General features: G+C 71.2%; 15 protein-coding genes and 1 tRNA gene. 4 read left to right on the forward strand and 12 right to left on the reverse strand.

All coding sequences use genetic code 11. The features are described 5' to 3' along the window. Positions 1–103: 103 nt before the first annotated feature. Both citZ and ACZ432_RS09190 read left to right on the forward strand, forming a co-directional pair. On the forward strand, positions 104–1,252 hold the full coding sequence (citZ, locus tag ACZ432_RS09185) for a citrate synthase (RefSeq protein WP_426962589.1): 1,149 nt from the start codon (positions 104–106) through the stop codon (positions 1,250–1,252). Positions 1,253–1,343: 91 nt separating this feature from the next. Next, positions 1,344–2,612, forward strand: coding sequence for an MFS transporter (locus tag ACZ432_RS09190; protein ID WP_426962588.1), 1,269 nt, complete (start codon positions 1,344–1,346; stop codon positions 2,610–2,612). An 18-nt stretch (positions 2,613–2,630) separates the two neighbouring features. On the opposite strand, the gene ACZ432_RS09195 is transcribed toward ACZ432_RS09190, so the two are convergent. Then, the gene (locus ACZ432_RS09195; RefSeq protein ID WP_426962587.1) at positions 2,631–3,602 is read right to left on the reverse strand and encodes a transcriptional regulator; all 972 of its coding nucleotides are present in this window, start codon (positions 3,600–3,602) and stop codon (positions 2,631–2,633) included. Between the two features lie 157 nt (positions 3,603–3,759). Here ACZ432_RS09195 and ACZ432_RS09200 point away from each other — a divergent pair, with 157 nt between their 5' ends. Next, positions 3,760–5,139 (forward strand): TiaS agmantine-binding domain-containing protein, encoded by a 1,380-nt coding sequence (locus tag ACZ432_RS09200; RefSeq protein WP_426962586.1) that lies wholly within the window; start codon positions 3,760–3,762, stop codon positions 5,137–5,139. Positions 5,140–5,145: 6 nt separating this feature from the next. Here the strand turns inward: ACZ432_RS09200 and ACZ432_RS09205 are convergent, their stop codons facing one another. From ACZ432_RS09205 to ACZ432_RS09230, 6 genes are all read right to left on the reverse strand, one after another. Beyond that, positions 5,146–6,138 carry an ornithine cyclodeaminase family protein gene (locus tag ACZ432_RS09205; protein WP_426962585.1) on the reverse strand — a complete coding sequence of 331 codons (993 nt, stop codon included), beginning with the start codon at positions 6,136–6,138 and terminating at the stop codon, positions 5,146–5,148. 155 nt (positions 6,139–6,293) lie between these two features. Continuing rightward, the gene (thsB, locus tag ACZ432_RS09210) at positions 6,294–7,946 is read right to left on the reverse strand and encodes a thermosome subunit beta (RefSeq protein ID WP_426962786.1); all 1,653 of its coding nucleotides are present in this window, start codon (positions 7,944–7,946) and stop codon (positions 6,294–6,296) included. Positions 7,947–8,310: 364 nt separating this feature from the next. Then, complete coding sequence (locus ACZ432_RS09215) at positions 8,311–8,472, reverse strand: hypothetical protein (RefSeq protein ID WP_176696690.1); 162 nt, start codon at positions 8,470–8,472, stop codon at positions 8,311–8,313. A 128-nt stretch (positions 8,473–8,600) separates the two neighbouring features. After that, positions 8,601–8,682 (reverse strand) — tRNA-Ser (locus tag ACZ432_RS09220). 27 nt (positions 8,683–8,709) lie between these two features. After that, positions 8,710–9,015, reverse strand: a complete 306-nt coding sequence (locus ACZ432_RS09225; RefSeq protein ID WP_426962584.1) for a hypothetical protein — start codon at positions 9,013–9,015, stop codon at positions 8,710–8,712. Continuing rightward, positions 9,016–9,396 carry a Rid family detoxifying hydrolase gene (locus ACZ432_RS09230; RefSeq protein ID WP_426962583.1) on the reverse strand — a complete coding sequence of 127 codons (381 nt, stop codon included), beginning with the start codon at positions 9,394–9,396 and terminating at the stop codon, positions 9,016–9,018. A gap of 55 nt (positions 9,397–9,451) precedes the next feature. On the opposite strand from ACZ432_RS09230, the gene ACZ432_RS09235 reads away from it, so the two are divergent. Continuing rightward, entirely contained in the window at positions 9,452–10,372 is a 921-nt protein-coding gene (locus ACZ432_RS09235; RefSeq protein WP_426962582.1) for a hypothetical protein, read from the forward strand. A gap of 43 nt (positions 10,373–10,415) precedes the next feature. Here ACZ432_RS09235 and ACZ432_RS09240 read toward each other — a convergent pair whose 3' ends face one another. The 5 genes from ACZ432_RS09240 to ACZ432_RS09260 all read right to left on the reverse strand — a co-directional run bounded on the left by ACZ432_RS09240 (position 10,416) and on the right by ACZ432_RS09260 (position 16,312). Then, entirely contained in the window at positions 10,416–11,738 is a 1,323-nt protein-coding gene (locus ACZ432_RS09240; protein ID WP_426962581.1) for a M24 family metallopeptidase, read from the reverse strand. Further along, entirely contained in the window at positions 11,735–13,585 is a 1,851-nt protein-coding gene (locus ACZ432_RS09245; protein ID WP_426962580.1) for a UvrD-helicase domain-containing protein, read from the reverse strand. The genes ACZ432_RS09240 and ACZ432_RS09245 overlap by 4 nt, the downstream gene beginning before the upstream one ends. A 213-nt stretch (positions 13,586–13,798) precedes the next feature. Further along, on the reverse strand, positions 13,799–14,728 hold the full coding sequence (locus ACZ432_RS09250; RefSeq protein ID WP_426962579.1) for a branched-chain amino acid transaminase: 930 nt from the start codon (positions 14,726–14,728) through the stop codon (positions 13,799–13,801). A 97-nt stretch (positions 14,729–14,825) separates the two neighbouring features. Then, entirely contained in the window at positions 14,826–15,551 is a 726-nt protein-coding gene (gene ribB / locus ACZ432_RS09255) for a 3,4-dihydroxy-2-butanone-4-phosphate synthase (protein WP_426962578.1), read from the reverse strand. Continuing rightward, positions 15,551–16,312: a DUF120 domain-containing protein gene (locus tag ACZ432_RS09260; protein ID WP_426962577.1), complete on the reverse strand. Its 762-nt coding sequence runs from the start codon at positions 16,310–16,312 to the stop codon at positions 15,551–15,553. Before ACZ432_RS09260 ends, ribB begins: the two co-directional genes overlap by 1 nt. Between the last annotated feature and the right edge of the window lie 58 nt (positions 16,313–16,370).

Here is a 16,370-nt window from a genome sequence, read left to right on the forward strand (position 1 = left end):
ACCCGCCGTCGCCGTGCAACGTCGCCCTGCGGTTCGACGACTGTCGAACGAAAACCCTCCTAAACGATAACGCTTTTTTGAGGGTGGCGGGAACCGTTCGGGTATGTCAGACGAGCTGAAGCGGGGCTTGGAGGGTGTTCTCGTCGCGGAGTCCGAGCTGAGCTACATCGACGGTAGCGTCGGCAAACTCGTGTACCGCGGCTACGACATCGGGGATCTCGCCCGCGAGGCTACCTACGAGGAGGTGCTCTATCTGCTGTGGCACGGCGAGTTACCGACCGCGGACGAGCTCGACGCGTTCGCGGCGGACCTCGCGAGCGAGCGCGCGGTCGACGACGACGTGCTGGAGACGGTCGCGACCCTCGCGGAGGCGAACGCCAAGCCGATGGCGGCGCTGCGGACCGGGGTGTCGATGCTCGGCAGCTACGACCCCGAGCCGGACGGCGAGCCGGAGGACCTCAACCACTCGCTCCGGCAGGGCCGGCGGATCACCGCGAAGATCCCCACGATCCTCGCCGCCTTCGAGCGCGCGCGGCAGGGCGAGGAGCCGGTCGCGCCGGACCCGGAGCTGTCCCACGCCGGCAACTTCCTCTACATGCTCACCGGCGTCGAGCCGGACGCGGTGGCCGAGGAGACGTTCGACATGGCGCTGACGCTGCACGCCGACCACGGGCTCAACGCGTCGACGTTCACGGCGATGGTGATCGGTTCGACGATGGCCGACATCTACTCCGCGGTCGTCGGCGGCATCGGCGCGCTCTCGGGCCCGCTCCACGGCGGCGCCAACCAGGACGTGATGGAGACCCTCCACGAGGTCGACGCCTCCGGGAAGGACCCCGTCGAGTGGGCGAAGGACGCCCGCGCGAACGGCCGCCGCATCCCCGGCTTCGGCCACCGCGTCTACGAGGTGAAGGACCCCCGCGCGGAGATCTTAGAGGAGAAACTGCGCGACCTCTCCGAGTCGACCGGCGACACGAAGTGGCTCGACTACACGTCCGCCATCGAGGAGTACCTCACCGACGAGGGCCTCGTCGAGAAGGGGATCGCGCCCAACGTCGACTTCTACTCCGGCTCCGTCTACGACCACCTCGGCATCCCGATGGACATGTACACCCCCATCTTCGCGATGTCCCGGGCCGGCGGCTGGATCGCCCACGTGCTCGAGTACCAGGAGGACAACCGCCTGATCCGCCCGCGCGCCCGCTACACCGGTCCCGAGGACGCCGAGATCGTCCCGCTCGACGAGCGGTAGGTCCCCGACGTACCGGCGAGCGCGCCGACCGCGTGCCGCCGGGCTGCCGGAGTCGGACGGTTTAACCCCCTCGTCGGCGACCGAGGGAACGATGACCGCGTTCGGCCGCCTCCGCGAGTACGACGTGCTCGTGGTGACGGCGCTGATCTGGTTCCTCGCGAAGTTCCTGCGCTACGCGTTCCCGCCGCTGTTCGAGCCACTGCAGGCGAGCTACGGCGTCAGCAACGCCGCGGTCGGGACCGCCTTCACCGGGTTCATGATCGTCTACGCGGCGATGCAGTTCCCCAGCGGCGTCCTCGCGGACCGGTTGGGGGCGGTGCGAGTCGTCGTCGCGGGCGCCGTGCTCGCGGGGGCGGGCGCGCTCGTGCTCGTCGTCGACTCGCCGTTCGCGGTTCTGGTCGGCGCGATGCTCGTGATGGGCGCGGGGACCGGCGCGCACAAGACCGTCGCCGTTCGCCTGCTCTCGCGGGTGTACCCCGCTCGGACCGGACGCGCGCTCGGCGCGCTCGACACGTTCGGCGCGTTCGGCGGCGTGGTCGCGCCCGCGGCCGTCGTGCTGTTTCTGTCCGCGCCGCCCGCGCTCGCGGCGGCGCTGTCGCGGCTGCCGGGCGCCGACTGGCGCGCCGTGTTCCTGATCGCCGGCGTCGTCGCGCTCGGACTGGCGACCGCGTTCCGGATCCGCGTGCCGCGCCGGCTCTCCGAGGGATCGGACTCCACGGACGAGCACGCGGACGAATCGCCGGTCGAGACGGACGACGAGGACCGGGACGAGCCCGGCGTCCGCGACTACGTCGACCTGTTCCGTGCCCCTCGGTTCTCCGCGTTCGTCGGCGTCACGGTGCTGTTCTCGTTCGCCTACAACGGGACGGTGGCGTTCCTGCCGCTGTACCTCGCGGACGCCGGCGGGCTGTCGACCGCGACCGCGAACCTGATCTACTCGGCGCTGTTCGTCGTGAGTCTGGTCCAACTCGTCTCCGGCGACCTCAGCGACCGCGTGGGTCGACTCCCGGTCATCGTCGCGACGCTGGCGCTGGCGGGCGCGGCGCTCGCGGCGGCGGTCGTCCTGCCGGCCGTCGGCGCCGGCCCGGTCGCGCTGGGCGCGGTCGTCGTCCTGCTGGGACTGGGCGCGCACGGCTTCCGGCCGGTCCGTGGTGCACACCTCGTGGAGATCCTGCCCGACTGGATGGCCGGCGGCGGGCTCGGCGTGGTCCGCACCCTGCTGATGGGCGCCGGCGCGTTCGCGCCCGCGGTCGTCGGCACCCTCGCGGACGCCGCCGGCTTCCGGGTCGCGTTCGCGCTGCTGGCGGCCTCGCAGGTCGGTGCCGCGGTGCTGGCGGCCGGGCTATGGGTCACGGAGTAGTGAGCGGTTCCCGCGCCGCTACGCCTCGTTCGGGCGCTCGGCCCGCTCCCGGATCAGGTCGCGGATCGACTCGGGGTCGTCGATCTCCGCGAGCTCCTCACAGGAGACGAGGGCGGTGCCGTCGACGGACTCGCGGCGGTTCTCCTCCTCGGTGAAGTAGACCGACCGGGTCTGGGCCACCTCGCCGATGGAGGACATGATCCGCGCGCGCTTCTCCGCGGCCGGGGTGAACGAGGAGTGGCCGGTGAGCACGCGCATCCGGCGGCTGTCCTCGTCCTCCGAGACGGCCTTGAACGGGGCGCGGGCGGTCGGGTGGACGGTGAAGCCCGCGCGCGTCAGCACGTGGACGACGTGCTCGTCGTCGGGGTCGGCCTCGGGCGCGTCGGGGGTCGGGTCCGCGTCGTGGACCTCCTCGGCCCCCTCCATCACGTTCACCGGGCTGGAGAACGGCTCGTCGAAGATCTGCTCCAGTTGGACGGCCACCTCGATGGAGGCGTTCATCCCGTCCTCGTACTTCGAGACGGTGCGTCGCGAGACGCCGAGTTCGGAGGCGAGCCGGCCGAGCGACCAGCCGCGCTCCTCGCGCTCGTCAGCGAGCAGTTCGCCGTCGATGCTGACGTAGAGGCCGCCGGGCGCGGCGTAGATCAGCGGCGGGATCTCCTCGATGAACAGGTCGACCGCGGTGTCGGGGTTGATGACGGGGACGCCGTGCCGGAAGTAGACGACCTCCGGCTTCAGGTCCTCGTCGCGCGTCCGCAGCCCGACCACCATCGGCGTCGCGTCGAGGTACTCCCCGAGGCGGCGCATCTCCGCGCCGGTCTCGGCGTCGAGCGCGTCGACGTTGCCGAGGATCTTCAGGAGGACCAGGTCCTCCCCGCGGCGAGCGGCCAGGTCGAAGCTCTTGGGCCGGACCGCACACCGGTCGCTCACGAGGAACCCCGCGTCCTCCAGCATGGCGGTGACGTTCCCGACGAGCGCACTCCGGGACATAGCCGTTGATACGCCCTTCGCCACATAAATACGTTGTGCCGGCCGGGGAGCGGCCGGTCTCGGCGCGCTCTGGCGGTTTTTCGCGCTTCTTCGGCGGTAGAGTTATATACTCCTCCCGACGCGAAAGCCGCTTGCCGGTCGGGCCCGTACGCCGACCGTGACCATCGTCGGGCTCGACGACACCGACTCCCGCGAGCGCGGGATGTGTACGACCTACGCCGCGACGCGACTCGCGGAGCGGATCGCGGCCGCGGGCGGCCGCGTCGAGTGCCGGCTCCTCGTGCGCCTCAACCCCGGGGTGAAACACAAGACGCGGGGGAACGCGGCGCTCGCGCTCCACACGGACCTGCCCGCGGACGAGGCGTTCGAACTCGCGGGCGACCTGCTGGCGGGGCTCGCCGAGGCGGACGACCCCCGGACGTCGCCGGGGGTCGTCGTCGCCCCGCTCCCGCCGGACGCGCCCGCGGCGATTCCCGACGAGGTGGCCGGATTCGCTCGGCGGGCGCTCCGCGAGCGCCTGGACCTCGACGAGGCCACCGCGCTCGCCGACGAACACGGGTTCGATCACGCCGGCTTCGGCGCCGGCGGCGACCCGGACGCGGACGCGGGGGACCGAAGCGTCGAGGGACGCGGCCGAATCGGCGCGATCGCCGCGGTCGGGGCGCTCGCGGCCTTCGACGACTGGACTCACGAGCACGTCGCGTATCGGCGGTTCGAGCGGTGCGGGACGCCTCGGAGGGTGGACGAGGAGTCCGTCTTCGCGGCCGCCGAGTTCGGCTACCCGACGGTCTGGGACACGGTCGACCGCGGGACGGGCGAGGCGGTCTGTGTCCCCAACGCGCCCGGACCGATCCTCTACGGGATCCGGGGCGACGAGCCAGAGGCATGCCGGGAGGTCGCGGCCCGCATCGACGCCGAGTCCGTCGACCGCGCCGCGACGTTCCTGACCAACCAGGGGACCGACGCGCACCTCGCGCCCGGGCGGCTCGGCGACCTCCGCGAGGGGGCGGGCTACCGCGTCGACTGCGTCGTCGCGGGCGCCCCCGAAACGCGCCGCGGCGGCCACGTGTTCGTCCCCCTCGCGCGTCCCGACGCGGTGCCCGACGACCGCGATCACCCCTCGGCGGTCGCGGACGCGGACCTCCCGGACGACGCGACCGCGCAGGGGGCCGCGTTCGCGCCGACGGACCGGTTCCGCGACCGCGTGCGCGCGCTCCGTCCGGGCGACCGGCTGACCGCCTGCGGCGAGTACGAGGCGGGGACGCTGAAGCTGGAGAAGTTCGCGGTCCGCGAGCTCGTGGGGACCGAACTCGTCACGCCGACGTGTCCGGACTGCGGCCGGACGATGTCCTCGGCCGGCCGCGGGCAGGGATATCGGTGCCGGGACTGCGGGACCGCGGCGCCCGGAAAAATTGCAGCGTCGGTCGACCGGGCGCTCGACCGCGGCTGGTACGAGGTGCCGCCCTGCGCCCGCCGCCACGTCGCCAAGCCGCTCGTCCGCGGCGGGTTCGACGCGCCGACGCACCCGGAGCGGTGACTGCGCCTACTCCGCGAGGCCGAGCAGGTCGAAGGGGTAGCCGTTGTCGTTGTCGTCGGCGTACTCGTAGACGACGTGGGCCGCGGCCACGTCCTGGATCGCGAGCCCCGTCGAGTCGAAGACGGTGACGCCGTCGTCGGCCGTCCGCCCCGCGATCTTCCCGGTGACGATCTGGCCGATCTCGCCGTAGATGTCGTCGTCCGTGAGCGTGCCGTCCGCGTAGGGGACGTTGATCTCGCCGGAGTGGGTGCACTGCTCGTGGTCGTCGATGACGATCTTCGCGTCGAGCAGCAGTTCGTCGGCGAGTTCGTGTTTCCCCTCGGCGTCCGCGCCCATCGCGTTGACGTGGGTGTGCTCGCCCACGTCCGCCGCCTGCACGATCGGGTCCTCGACCGGCGTGACCGTCGAGAGCACGTCGCAGGCGGCGGCCTCGTCGACCGAGCCCGCGCGGACGGTGAAGCGGTCCTCGAACGTCTCGATGAATCGGCGGACGCGCCCCTCGTCGAGGTCCGAGACGACGACCGTCTCGATGTCGCGTATCTCCGCGATCGCCTCGAGCTGGGTGTACGCCTGTACGCCGGCGCCGATGATCCCCATCGAGGAGGCGTCCTCGACAGCGAGGTGGTCGGTCGCGACCGCGGCCGCCGCGCCCGTCCGCTTCATCGTCAGCTCCGTGCCGTCCATGATCGCCAGCGGGAAGGCGTTCTCCGGCTCGGAGTAGACCATCGTCCCCATCACGGTGGGGAGGCCGAACTCCTCGGGGTTGTTCGTGTGGACGTTCACCCACTTGACGCCCGCGGCGTCCCAGTCGCCGGCGTCGAGGTAGGCCGGCATCGACCGGAAGTCGCCGTCGTACTCCGGCAGGTCGATGTACGACTTGGCCGGCATCTGCGCGTTCCCCTCCTCGTAGGCGACGAACGCGTCCGACACCGCCGCGATGACGCGGTCCATCTGCGCGTTCTCGTCGACGTCGGCACTGTTGAGAAGCAGCGTCTCCATGCCGCAAAATTTTCCGGCCGGGTATTTAGGTCATGCTGAACGCGGCGGGCCGACGGCGCCGCGACTGCTGACGAGTCGGAGACGGGTCGAAAGAAGCGGTCGATCGAAAGGCGGTTCGGTCGGTCGGCTGGGTGTGAGTCTGTCCTACCGGACGCTCACATCATGCCGCCCATGCCGCCGCCCATGCCGCCCATGCCGCCGCCGGGCGCGCCGCCCTCCTCCTCGCCGTCGCCGGAGGTGGACAGCTCGTCGGCCGCGATGATGTCGTCGATCTTCAGGACCAGGTTCGCGGCCTCGGTGGCCGAGGAGAGCGCCTGCTCCTTGGCGTGGGCCGTCTCGACGACGCCCGCCTCGAAGGTGTCCTCCACGTCGCCCGTGAAGGCGTTGAGGCCGGCGCGGGAGTCGCCCGACTCGTGGGCCGCGCGCAGGTCCACGAGCAGGTCGATGGCGTCGAGGCCGGCGTTCTCGGCGAGCACGCGCGGGACGAGCTCCAGCGAGTCCGCGAACGCCTCGACGGCGAGCTGCTCGCGCCCCTCGACGGAGTCGGCGAAGTCGCGGACGCGGCTGGCGAGCTCGACCTCGATGGCGCCGCCGCCCGCGAGGACGCGGCCGTCGGAGACCGTGGTCGAGACCACGTCGATGGCGTCGTTGATGCCGCGCTCGAGCTCGTCGACGACGTGCTCGGTGGAGCCGCGGAGGAGCAGCGTGACGCCGTGGGCGTCCGCGCCCTCGACGTAGAACAGCTCGTCCTCGTCGTCGCGGGTGACGCTGCCGACCGCGAGGTCGTCAGCGGTCAGGTCGTCCAAGTCGGAGACGATGTTGGCGCCGAGGACGTTCTTCAGGAACTTCAGGTCGGACTTCTTCGTCCGGCGCACCGCGAGGATACCCTCCTTCGCGAGGTAGTGCTGCGCGAGGTCGTCGATGCCCTTCTGACAGAAGACGACGTCCGCGCCGGACTCGACGATCTGGTCGACCTTCCCGCGGAGCTCCTCTTCCTCCTTGTCGAGGAACTGCTGGAGCTGGTCCGGCGACTCGATGGAGACGGAGGTGTCGACGTCGGCCTCCTCGACCTCGATCGGCTCGTTGAGGAGGAGAACGTTCGCCTCATCGAAGCTCGAGGGCATGTCGTCGTGGACCGGGTCCTTGTCGATGACCGCGCCGGAGAGCAGCTCGGACTCGCCCGCCGAGCGGCCGGTCTGGGTCTCGATCTTCAGGTTCGCCAGGTCGACGACCGTGGAGCCGTCGTCGGCGTCGACGCTGACGCCCTGTACCGCGCGGACCACGAGGTCGGCGAGCACGTCCTTCTCGAGCTCGGCGCCCTTGCCGGTCATGGAGGTCTCGGCGACCTGCTGGAGGATCTCGGTGTCGTCGGCGTCGACCGGCTCGGCGACCTCGTCGACCTCCTCGCGGGCGAACTCGCTCGCGAGGTGGAAGCCCTTGATGATCGCCGTCGGGTGGATCTCCTGCTCGAGGAGGTCCTCGGCGTTCTTGAGGAGCTCACCCGCGATGGCGACCGCGGTCGTCGTCCCGTCGCCGGCCTCGTCCTCCTGGGTCTCGGCGACCTCGACGATCATCTCCGCGGTCGGGTTGTCGATGTCCATCTCCTGCAGGATGGTGACGCCGTCGTTCGTGATGGTGACGTCGCCCATCGACGTGACGAGCATCTTGTCCATCCCTTTCGGACCGAGCGTGGAGCGGACGGCCTCCGCGACCGCACGCGCCGCGGAGATGTTGTACTCCTGCGCGTCCTTGTCCTTGACGCGCTGCGCGTCCTCTCCCATGATGATCATCGGCTGACCCTGCTGCATTCGCTGGCTCATGTACACCCACGGATTGTTTGTGATTCTATATAAAACCTTCGTCGGCGGGCCATTCGGGTCACGACCGCGCCGTGTTCGTCCGATGCGACAAAACGACGTACTACGGTCGATTCTGCACGAATCCATGTTGGTTGTTACCACGATACGACGCCGCGATGAGGTGCGGCTCCGCCGACGTTTAAGTACATGTCTCGGTGGGCCCGCGCCGCCTCCGCGTCCGGACCGGCGTCCCACCGACGGAGCCACTACTACTGACGGCCAGCCCTCTCGCGGGCGGCGACGGTCGGAGACCGACGATGCGGTCGCTGGCGACGCAGCGTATCGGAAAATCCGCGGGCCGCGACCGGGCGGATCAGCTATCCAGCTCGGTCGGGTCGGTCAGATAGTCGGAGTCGACCCCGTCCGGCTCCGGGGGCTCCTCCTCGGCCGTGAGTTCCCGCTCGTTGAGGCGAGCCTCCAGCTGTCTCCGCTTGTTGCGCCCCTTCCGTTCGCGGCCGTCCTTCGTGTCTGGCATCGTCACTCGTGGTAACACTACCCATGCTTATGAACCTTTCCGCGGTGGCCACACGGACGCCGTTCGTTCGGAAATCCGCCGTCGAGTCGGACGAAGCCGTGACTATTTATGCGAATCAGAAACAAAAACGCCAGGAGAGGGATTTGAACCCCCGATCCCGGAAGGGAACACGCTTTCCAGGCGTGCGCCTTGCCACTCGGCCATCCTGGCCCGACTGGACGTACTGCGGTCGGACTGTTAAACCCTTCTTTTCGCCCGCAGGCGGTGCTCCGTCTGGTAGGCGATCCCACTCACGGCGACGCCGACGAGGGCCGCGATCGGGAGCAGTCCGAGAACGCCGACCGGAAGCGGGCCGACGACGAGCGCGTACCCCTGCGCGAGCGCGAGGAACGCGAGCGCGCCGACCGCGCCCCACAGCGTCGCGGACTTCACGCGGGCCCGCGGAGTCGGGAGCGCGCCCGCGTGAGTCGCGGTCGCGGGTCCGCCCCCGGGCTCGCCGTCGCGTTCGCCGTCGTCGTCGCGGCCGCCTCCCGCCCCGTCCATCTACTCGACGCTGGCGACGGCCTCGATCTCCACGGCGACGCCCTTCGGGAGCGCCCCCGCCTGTACCGCCGACCGCGCCGGCGGCGCCTCCTCGAAGTACGCCGCGTACGTCTCGTTCATCTCGTCGAAGTCGTCGATATCCGCGAGGAAGACGGTGGTCTTGAGCACGTCCGACGGCTCGGCGCCCGCCTCCGCCAGCACCGCCACGAGGTTGTCGAGCGCGCGCTCCGTCTGGGTCGCCACGTCCGCGTCGTCCAGCAGGTCGCCGTCGGGGGTGAGCGGGATCTGTCCCGCGGTGAACACGAGGTCGCCGTTCGTCGTCGCCTGGCTGTACGCGCCGACCGCGGCCGGCGCCTCGTCGGTGTGGACGATCTCCTTCATACGCCGCGAACTGCCGCCCGCGATCACTTAACTGTGTGCGGGACCGCCCGCCGGTATGGGACGCGTTTCGCGGTTCGTTCGCGGCTGGGTCGTCGGCCGCCTGCTCAGGCGGAACCCCCTCGTCGCCGCCCTGCTCGCGCTGGTCGACCTCCTCCGACGGGCGCGCCGCGGCGCGCGGGGGATCCCCTTTTCGCCGGTTCGGGCGGGGACGTACGTCGGGAGCGACTACCTCCGCCGGGCCGGCTACGTCGACCCGGACGCGCCGACGCCGGCGGGCGAACTCGACGACCTCGGCGCGTTCGCGCGCCCCTCCTTCGACCCCGACGCGGTCGCGCCCGCGGTGCGGGCGTTCTACGAGCGGACCGGCGATTACCGGATGACCTACCGCGTTCGCTGGGGTCGCGGCTTCCGGTTCGGCGCGCGCCTCGTCGGACCGATCACGAGCCGGGTCCGACAGCTCAACCTCCCCGGCGGCGGGTCGGGCTGGCGGCCGCTCCGCGGGCGCTTCGTCCCGGTCGACGTACCGGGGGATCCGCGCGAGGAGGTGCGCGGCTGGGTCCGCGAGAACCTCGCGGGCGAGGCCGTCTTCGTCGCGCTCTACGGCGCTCACGAGGCCGACGGCGAGCGGTTCGTCAACGTCGCGGTCCCGCTACCGGGCGGAAACCTCTCGACGGTCCTCCGCCCGCGGAACGTGGACGGGACCGGGAAGGCCGGCACCGACGGGCGCGAGGACGCCGTCGAGTGGACGACCGAGGGCGGCGGCGACCCCGGCCTGTTTCTGGTCACGCCGGTCGGCGCGTTCCGGCTCCCGGTCGGCCAGCGGTTCGTGGTGCGCCGGACGGATGCGGCCGCGACGGACGCGGACCGAGGCCCCGCCGCGGACGCGTCGCTGACGGCGACGCACGAGATGTGGGTCCTCGGCGCGACGTTCCTCCGCATCGACTACCGGATCGAGCGTCGCGAGGACCGACGGTAGACGGCGACCGTGGCGACGGACCGGGAGGTCCGCGTCGGGATCGCTACCGCCGCTCCGGAACGCTTCCGAGGGGGTACTCGTGGAGGATCTCGTAGCCGTCCTCGGTGACGGCGACCAGGTCCTCCAGCCGCACGCCGCCGGTCTCCGGGTCGTAGACGCCCGGTTCGACCGTGACGACGTGGCCCGGTCGGAGTTCGGTCGCCGCGGAGAGCGACGGCCCCTCGTGCAGCGAGACGCCGACGCCGTGGCCGGTGCCGTGCGTGAAGCCCGCCTCCCCCTCGCCCGCCGTCGGGTCGAAGCCGTGCGCCGCGAGCTCGGCGGCGGCCTCCTCGTGAACCGTGGCGGCCGTCGCGCCGGGCTCGACTTCCGCGAGCGCCGCCTCGCGGGCGGCCCGCACCGCGACGTACGCGCGGCGCTCCCAGCCGCCCTCGCCCTCGACGACGAACGTCCGCGTCATGTCCCCGTAGTAGCCGTGCGGTCCCCGCGGCGAGAGGTCCAGAAGCACCGTCTCTCCGGGCCGGACGAGGTCGACGCCGGTGTAGTGGAGGTCCGCCGCGGAGGGACCGGCGCCGATCACCGTGTTACCGGCGTCGCGGACGCCGTAGGCGGCGAGCGTCGCGTTCACCTGTCGGCGCAGGCGCTCGGTCGAGAGCGGACCGCCCTCCCAGACGAGGACTGGCTCGGCGTCGTCCCCGGGCCCCGACTCCGCTCCGACCTGGCTTTCCGCGAGGACCGTCTCGGCGCGCGCCATCCCGCGGGCGGTCGCGCGCTGGACGCGGCGCAGGCACTCGAGTTCGTCCGGCTCCTTCCGCTCGCGGGCGACCGCGACCGCGTCCGTCGACGTGATCGCGTGCCCGGCCTGCTCCAGATACACCGCGGCGTCGTGGGGGATCGACTGTGGGACCAGCACGGCGCTTTCCTCGCCGGCCCGTTCGGTCACGACCGCGGCCGCGCGCTCGCCGGCCGGGTCGCCGGCGGTCCCCGTCTCCACGCGTCGGTCGAGGTCGCCCGACTCGGCCGGGGGTGCGGCGGCCGCGAACTCCCGCTCCGCCTGCTCGGCGAACAGCGTCGGCGCACACAGCGTCGCCGTCTCCGGGGTGACCACGAGCGCGAAGTCCCGGTCGGGGCCCGCGAACCGGGTGAGATAGCGCAGGTCGTCGTCGAAGCGGTCGCCAACCGCGACGAACGCGTCCGCGTCCGCGGCCGCCAGCGCGTCGGTCAGGACCCGCAGGTCCGTCGCCGGCGCGTCGGGGCGCGGGCGAGCGTCGGCAGGCTCCCGTCCCGGTGCCGAGCGGTTGCTCGCGGGCCGGTCGTCGCCGGCCGCGCCGTCCGGCGCGCCGCCGGCCGCATCGTTCCCCTCGCTCACGGCTCCGGTTCCGGCACCGCGAGTTCCTCCTGCACCTCGTCGATCAGCTCCTGAACCGGCTCGTCGCGCAACTCGTCGAACAGCAGGACGCTGACGGGGAGCGTCGGCGCGCCGTTGATCAGGTTCTCCAGCAGGACGAGGCGCTCGCGGGCCCGCGACATGCCGACGTAGAAGACGCGGCGTTCGTTGTCGGTGAGGATGGGGACGGGGCTGGTGGTCTTGGTGAACTCCTCGACGCCGTCGACGTCCGTGGGGTCGTCGACGGTCGCGGCCATCTGCTCGACCACCTTCTCGGTGAGGTCCGTCGAGACGAACACGTGGTCGGCCTCGCGGCCCTTCGCGGAGTGGATGGTGCCGACGCGGACGCGGTCGGGGTCGGCGTCGCGGTAGTCGCCGTCGAAGTACGCCTCCATCGAGTTGCGCTGGAAGCTCGTCACCTTCCGCACCATGTCGCTGGCGCTGGCCGTGTCGGGCATGAACGGCGCGTACTCTTTCAGTTCGTCGGCGGTCACCTCGAACTCCGCGGCGTCGTCGACCCCGGCGTTGTCCTCGCGGTCCTCCAGGAAGTCGTAGAAGTCGTCCCGCTCGTTGGTCCCGAAGGCGGACTCCTGGAGCATGTCCGCGAGTCGGCGCGCTTCGAGCCCGTTCACCGGCTCCTCGGCCTCGTACTTCTCGACCGCGTGGACGTAGTCGCGCAGGCGGTCGGTCCACATCCGGCCGTCCGTCAGCAGGGTGAACGGGATGCCGTAGTCGATGAACTCATCCATGAAGTCGAACAGCTGGTAGCGCGCCCGGAACAGGATCATCAGGCTTCCCTCGTCGTCGTCGACGGTGTACCGGACGTTGCGCACCAGCTCGATCATCGAGGGGCTCTCGATCCCCTCCACGACGCCGCCCTCCTTGCGCGGCTTGAGGTCCTTCTCCTGTCGCTTGTCGATGTGGCGGATCTCCGCGTTGACGACGTTGAGGATGTCGGAGGGGAGCCGGTAGGAGTTCGGGAGGATCACGTCCTCGTCGACCGGCGTGTCCAGCAGGAGGTCGGGGTCCGCGCCCTGCCACGCGTAGACGACCTGGTCGTCGTCGCCGGCGATCAGCGCCTTCTCGACGTGCGGACGCCACTCCTCGTACACCTCGTACTGGAGCGTGGTGATGTCCTGGAACTCGTCGATGACGAGGTAGTCGACGTTCGGGACGAGCGAGCGCTGCTTCACGCGCTCGAGCATGTCCGCGAAGCCGACCAGCCCGTGCTCGCCCTTGTAGGCGCGCCACGCGCGGATCGCCTCCGGCACGTCGATGCGGTCGTCGTCGGAGGGCCACGTCGGCGTGTACTTGTTCCCCTCCTGCGCGTTGGGGTCCTCCTCCGGCGGGAGCCGGACCTCCTCGACGTTCCACTGGAAGGGCACGTCGTACCAGTCGGCCACGTCGCGTTTCGTCCGCTGGAGCCACTGCGAGGTGGCGATGATCTTGTTGCCGATGGTCGTCGAGCGGGCGGTCCGGCGACCGGCGCCGCCGTACTCGTCCTCGAACTCGATCCCGAACTCCTCACAGAAGTCGCCCTTGTCGTCCTCGCCGACCACGTCGCCCCGCGAGAGGTCGAGCAGTTCGTACGCCTTCGCGTGCATCGTCGCCACGTTGCCCTGCAGGCTCCGCGGCGAGATGTCGAGTCGCTCCGCGAGCCGTTCGCGGATCTCCGCGGCCGCGGCCCGGGTGTAGGAGACGACGAGCACGTCGCGGACCTCGGCGGCGTCGTCCTCCAGAATGGACTCCACGCGGTCGAGGAGGGCGGTGGTCTTCCCGCTCCCCGGTCCGCCGAAGAGTCGCGTCACTGTCGTGTCGGCGTCGGTCATTGTCCACGCTCACGGCCCGGCGCGTCATAAGCGGTCGGTTCCGCGAACGCGCCCGATCACGAGCGCCAGCGCCCCCGCAAACGCGGTCGAGCCGGCTGGGGCTTTCGAGGCGGCGCCGTCCCGATCCACAGGATCCAGAACCGTCAACAAAAACGTCGTAAAGGCGTCGGCGGGCGCGTTCTCCCTGCCTCCGCGGCGGGGACGACCGCGCTTTCAGAGGTACGTGAACCAGTCGTCGTGGTCGTCGGTCCGGCGCTCGACGAGGTCGAAGAACGCCCCCTGGAGCTCCTCCGTGACGGGACCGCGCGTGCCGGCGCCGATCTGCGTGTCGTCGACCGAGCGGATCGGCGTCACCTCGGCCGCGGAGCCGGTGAAGAACAGCTCGTCGGCGGTGTACAGCTGACCCCGGGAGATGACCGCCTCGTCGTGGACGGTGTAGCCGCGCTCGCGGGCGAGCTGGATGACGGTGTTGCGGGTGATCCCGTCGAGGATCGACTGGGCGCGGCCGGTCGTGTAGATCTCGCCGTCGTCGACCATGAAGATGTTCTCGCCGGGCCCCTCCGCGACGTTGCCCTCCTTGTTGAGGACGATGGCCTCGACGTAGCCGTTGCGGCGGGCCTCCTCGCCCGCGAGCATGGAGTTGACGTACAGCCCGGTCGTCTTGACGTTGGTCGGGATCTGCGAGGAGGAGTGCTTGCGCCACGAGGAGACCATCACGTCGACGCCGTCGTTGAGCGCCTCCTCGCCGAGGTACGCGCCCCACGGCCACGCGGCGATGGCTACGTCGGTCGGGCAGTCCTTCGGCGAGACGCCGAGCGTGTCGTAGCCGTAGTAGGCGATGGGCCGGATGTAGCAGGACTCCAGGTCCTGGTCGCGCAGCAGTCGGAGCGTCGCCTCGGTCAGCTCCTCGCGGGAGTGGCCGATGTCCATGTCGTACACCTTCGCGGAGTCGAACAGGCGGTCGAGATGCTCCTCCCACCGGAAGATCGCCGGGCCGTTCTCCGTGTCGTAACAGCGGACGCCCTCGAAGACGCCGGTCCCGTAGTGGAGCGCGTGCGTGAGGACGTGCGTCGTCGCGTCCTCCCAGTCGAGGAACTCGCCGTTCTTCCAGATGGTGTCGACATCCATCTCGTCGAAGCTCATGATCGGAGGGTCGGCAGCGGTCGTGATAAATGTAGCAGGATCAGCAGTCGGCGGGACGAGCAATCAGCAGTCGGCGGGGCAGACGACACCTGTCCCGTCAGCAGAGCGCGTCGAGCAGCGCGGCGCCCTCGACGAAGGGGATGTCGTTCGCGGCCGCATACGCGCGGGCGTCGGCGGGCGAGAGCGCCCCGCCGGTCGCCCCGTCGAGCATCTCGCAGACCACGGCCGCGGGCGCGCGGTCGGTCGCGGCCGCGAGCGCAAGCCCGAGTTCGGTGTGGCCCTCGCGGTCGGCCAGCCCCGCGGGCGCGCCGCGGAGCACGTGGACGTGACCCGGCGCGCGGAACTCGGCGGCGAAGTCCTCGGGCGTGTAGCCGCCGGGGTCGCGGGCGACGGCCGCCGCGGCGTTGCCCAACTCCGAGATCGTCCGCGCGCGGTCGTCGTCGGTGATGCCGGTGAACGTCTCGCGGTGGTTCACCGGGAGCGAGAACGAGGAGCGGTCGTCGTAGTCGGGGTTGTCGTCGACCGCGGGGTGGTCGAGCGCGTCCGCGAGGAACGGGAGGCCGAACGCGTCCGCCACGGCGTCGCCCACGGCGACGCAGATCAGGCCGCCGGCGTCGTTACGCATCCGGCGGACCGCGGCCGGGCCGACCGCCTCCGCGGGGTAGATCAGGTCCGTCTCGCCCTCGCGGTCGGCGGCGTCGTGGACGCAGACCGGCTCGCCCGCGGCGAAGGCCTCGAGGGCGCGCTCGACGGCCGCGTGGCTCGTTCCCGGGCGGTCCCCCTCGCCCGCCGCTGCCGACTCCGCGTCGCTGCCGGCCCGCATCAGGCGCCCTCCTCGTCGGCGCGGCTCGTGGGCTCGATCCGCACGTCGACCGGCTCGCGGTCGTCGAGGTCGAGCTCGTCCCGTAGCCGATCGGGCGCGATGACCTCGATCTGCGACTCGTCGTGGTGGGTGCGGTCGGGGACGATGACGTGGGCGCCCTCGTAGCTGCGGCCGCCCTCCTCGTCCGTACCGTCTCCGTCCGTCGCGCCGCCGGCGACGACGGTCGCCGCGAAGCAGGTGGCCGCGCCGTACGTCCGGTCGTCGCCCTCCCACGCGTCGACGGGAACGGCGTCGATCCCGCCGAGCTCGGCCCGCCGGCGGACGCTCGCCTCGTCGAGGTCGACGTTGAGCGTCCCGGGGAACGGCTCGTAGCCGAGCCGCTCGCGGAACTGGCGCATGTAGCCATCGAGCGTGATGTAGTGGCGTCCCTCGCCCATCCCGCTCGTCACCACGCCCGAGAGGGTGAGCGCGGTCTCCGTCTCGAAGATCCGCCGGTAGTCGGCGTACTCGCTTCGGAGCGCCGCCTCGCCGGCCTCGGTCACTCGGACCCACTGGCCGTCGCCGACGACCTCGCGTTCGATCAGGTCGGCGGCCTCCAGCCGCTGGAGCCGGCGCGAGGCGGTCTGCGTCGAGGCGTCGAGGCGGTCCCCGAGCGCCGCACACGACACCTTCGTCTCCGTCAGCCCGTCCGCGAGCGCGACGTGTTTCAGCGCCGCGAGTTCGTCCGGACCGACGTCGGTGGCCGTCGCCGCGTCTTGCATACCTGCGACTTGGCGACTCGCCGGTAAAAGCATACCGAATATGGTAAGCATCTCAGAA

The organism is Haloparvum alkalitolerans (assembly GCF_055381565.1).

What these genes read in the sequence shown, in the direction of transcription:
- citZ (WP_426962589.1), top strand. Translation starts at nt 104, where the DNA reads ATGTCAGACGAGCTGAAGCGGGGCTTGGAGGGTGTTCTCGTCGCGGAG.
- ACZ432_RS09190 (WP_426962588.1), top strand. Translation starts at nt 1,344, where the DNA reads ATGACCGCGTTCGGCCGCCTCCGCGAGTACGACGTGCTCGTGGTGACG.
- ACZ432_RS09195 (WP_426962587.1), bottom strand. Translation starts at nt 3,602, where the DNA reads ATGTCCCGGAGTGCGCTCGTCGGGAACGTCACCGCCATGCTGGAGGAC.
- ACZ432_RS09205 (WP_426962585.1), bottom strand. Translation starts at nt 6,138, where the DNA reads ATGGAGACGCTGCTTCTCAACAGTGCCGACGTCGACGAGAACGCGCAG.
- thsB (WP_426962786.1), bottom strand. Translation starts at nt 7,946, where the DNA reads ATGCAGCAGGGTCAGCCGATGATCATCATGGGAGAGGACGCGCAGCGC.
- ACZ432_RS09215 (WP_176696690.1), bottom strand. Translation starts at nt 8,472, where the DNA reads ATGCCAGACACGAAGGACGGCCGCGAACGGAAGGGGCGCAACAAGCGG.
- ACZ432_RS09225 (WP_426962584.1), bottom strand. Translation starts at nt 9,015, where the DNA reads ATGGACGGGGCGGGAGGCGGCCGCGACGACGACGGCGAACGCGACGGC.
- ACZ432_RS09230 (WP_426962583.1), bottom strand. Translation starts at nt 9,396, where the DNA reads ATGAAGGAGATCGTCCACACCGACGAGGCGCCGGCCGCGGTCGGCGCG.
- ACZ432_RS09235 (WP_426962582.1), top strand. Translation starts at nt 9,452, where the DNA reads ATGGGACGCGTTTCGCGGTTCGTTCGCGGCTGGGTCGTCGGCCGCCTG.
- ACZ432_RS09245 (WP_426962580.1), bottom strand. Translation starts at nt 13,585, where the DNA reads ATGACCGACGCCGACACGACAGTGACGCGACTCTTCGGCGGACCGGGG.
- ACZ432_RS09250 (WP_426962579.1), bottom strand. Translation starts at nt 14,728, where the DNA reads ATGAGCTTCGACGAGATGGATGTCGACACCATCTGGAAGAACGGCGAG.
- ribB (WP_426962578.1), bottom strand. Translation starts at nt 15,551, where the DNA reads ATGCGGGCCGGCAGCGACGCGGAGTCGGCAGCGGCGGGCGAGGGGGAC.
- ACZ432_RS09260 (WP_426962577.1), bottom strand. Translation starts at nt 16,312, where the DNA reads ATGCAAGACGCGGCGACGGCCACCGACGTCGGTCCGGACGAACTCGCG.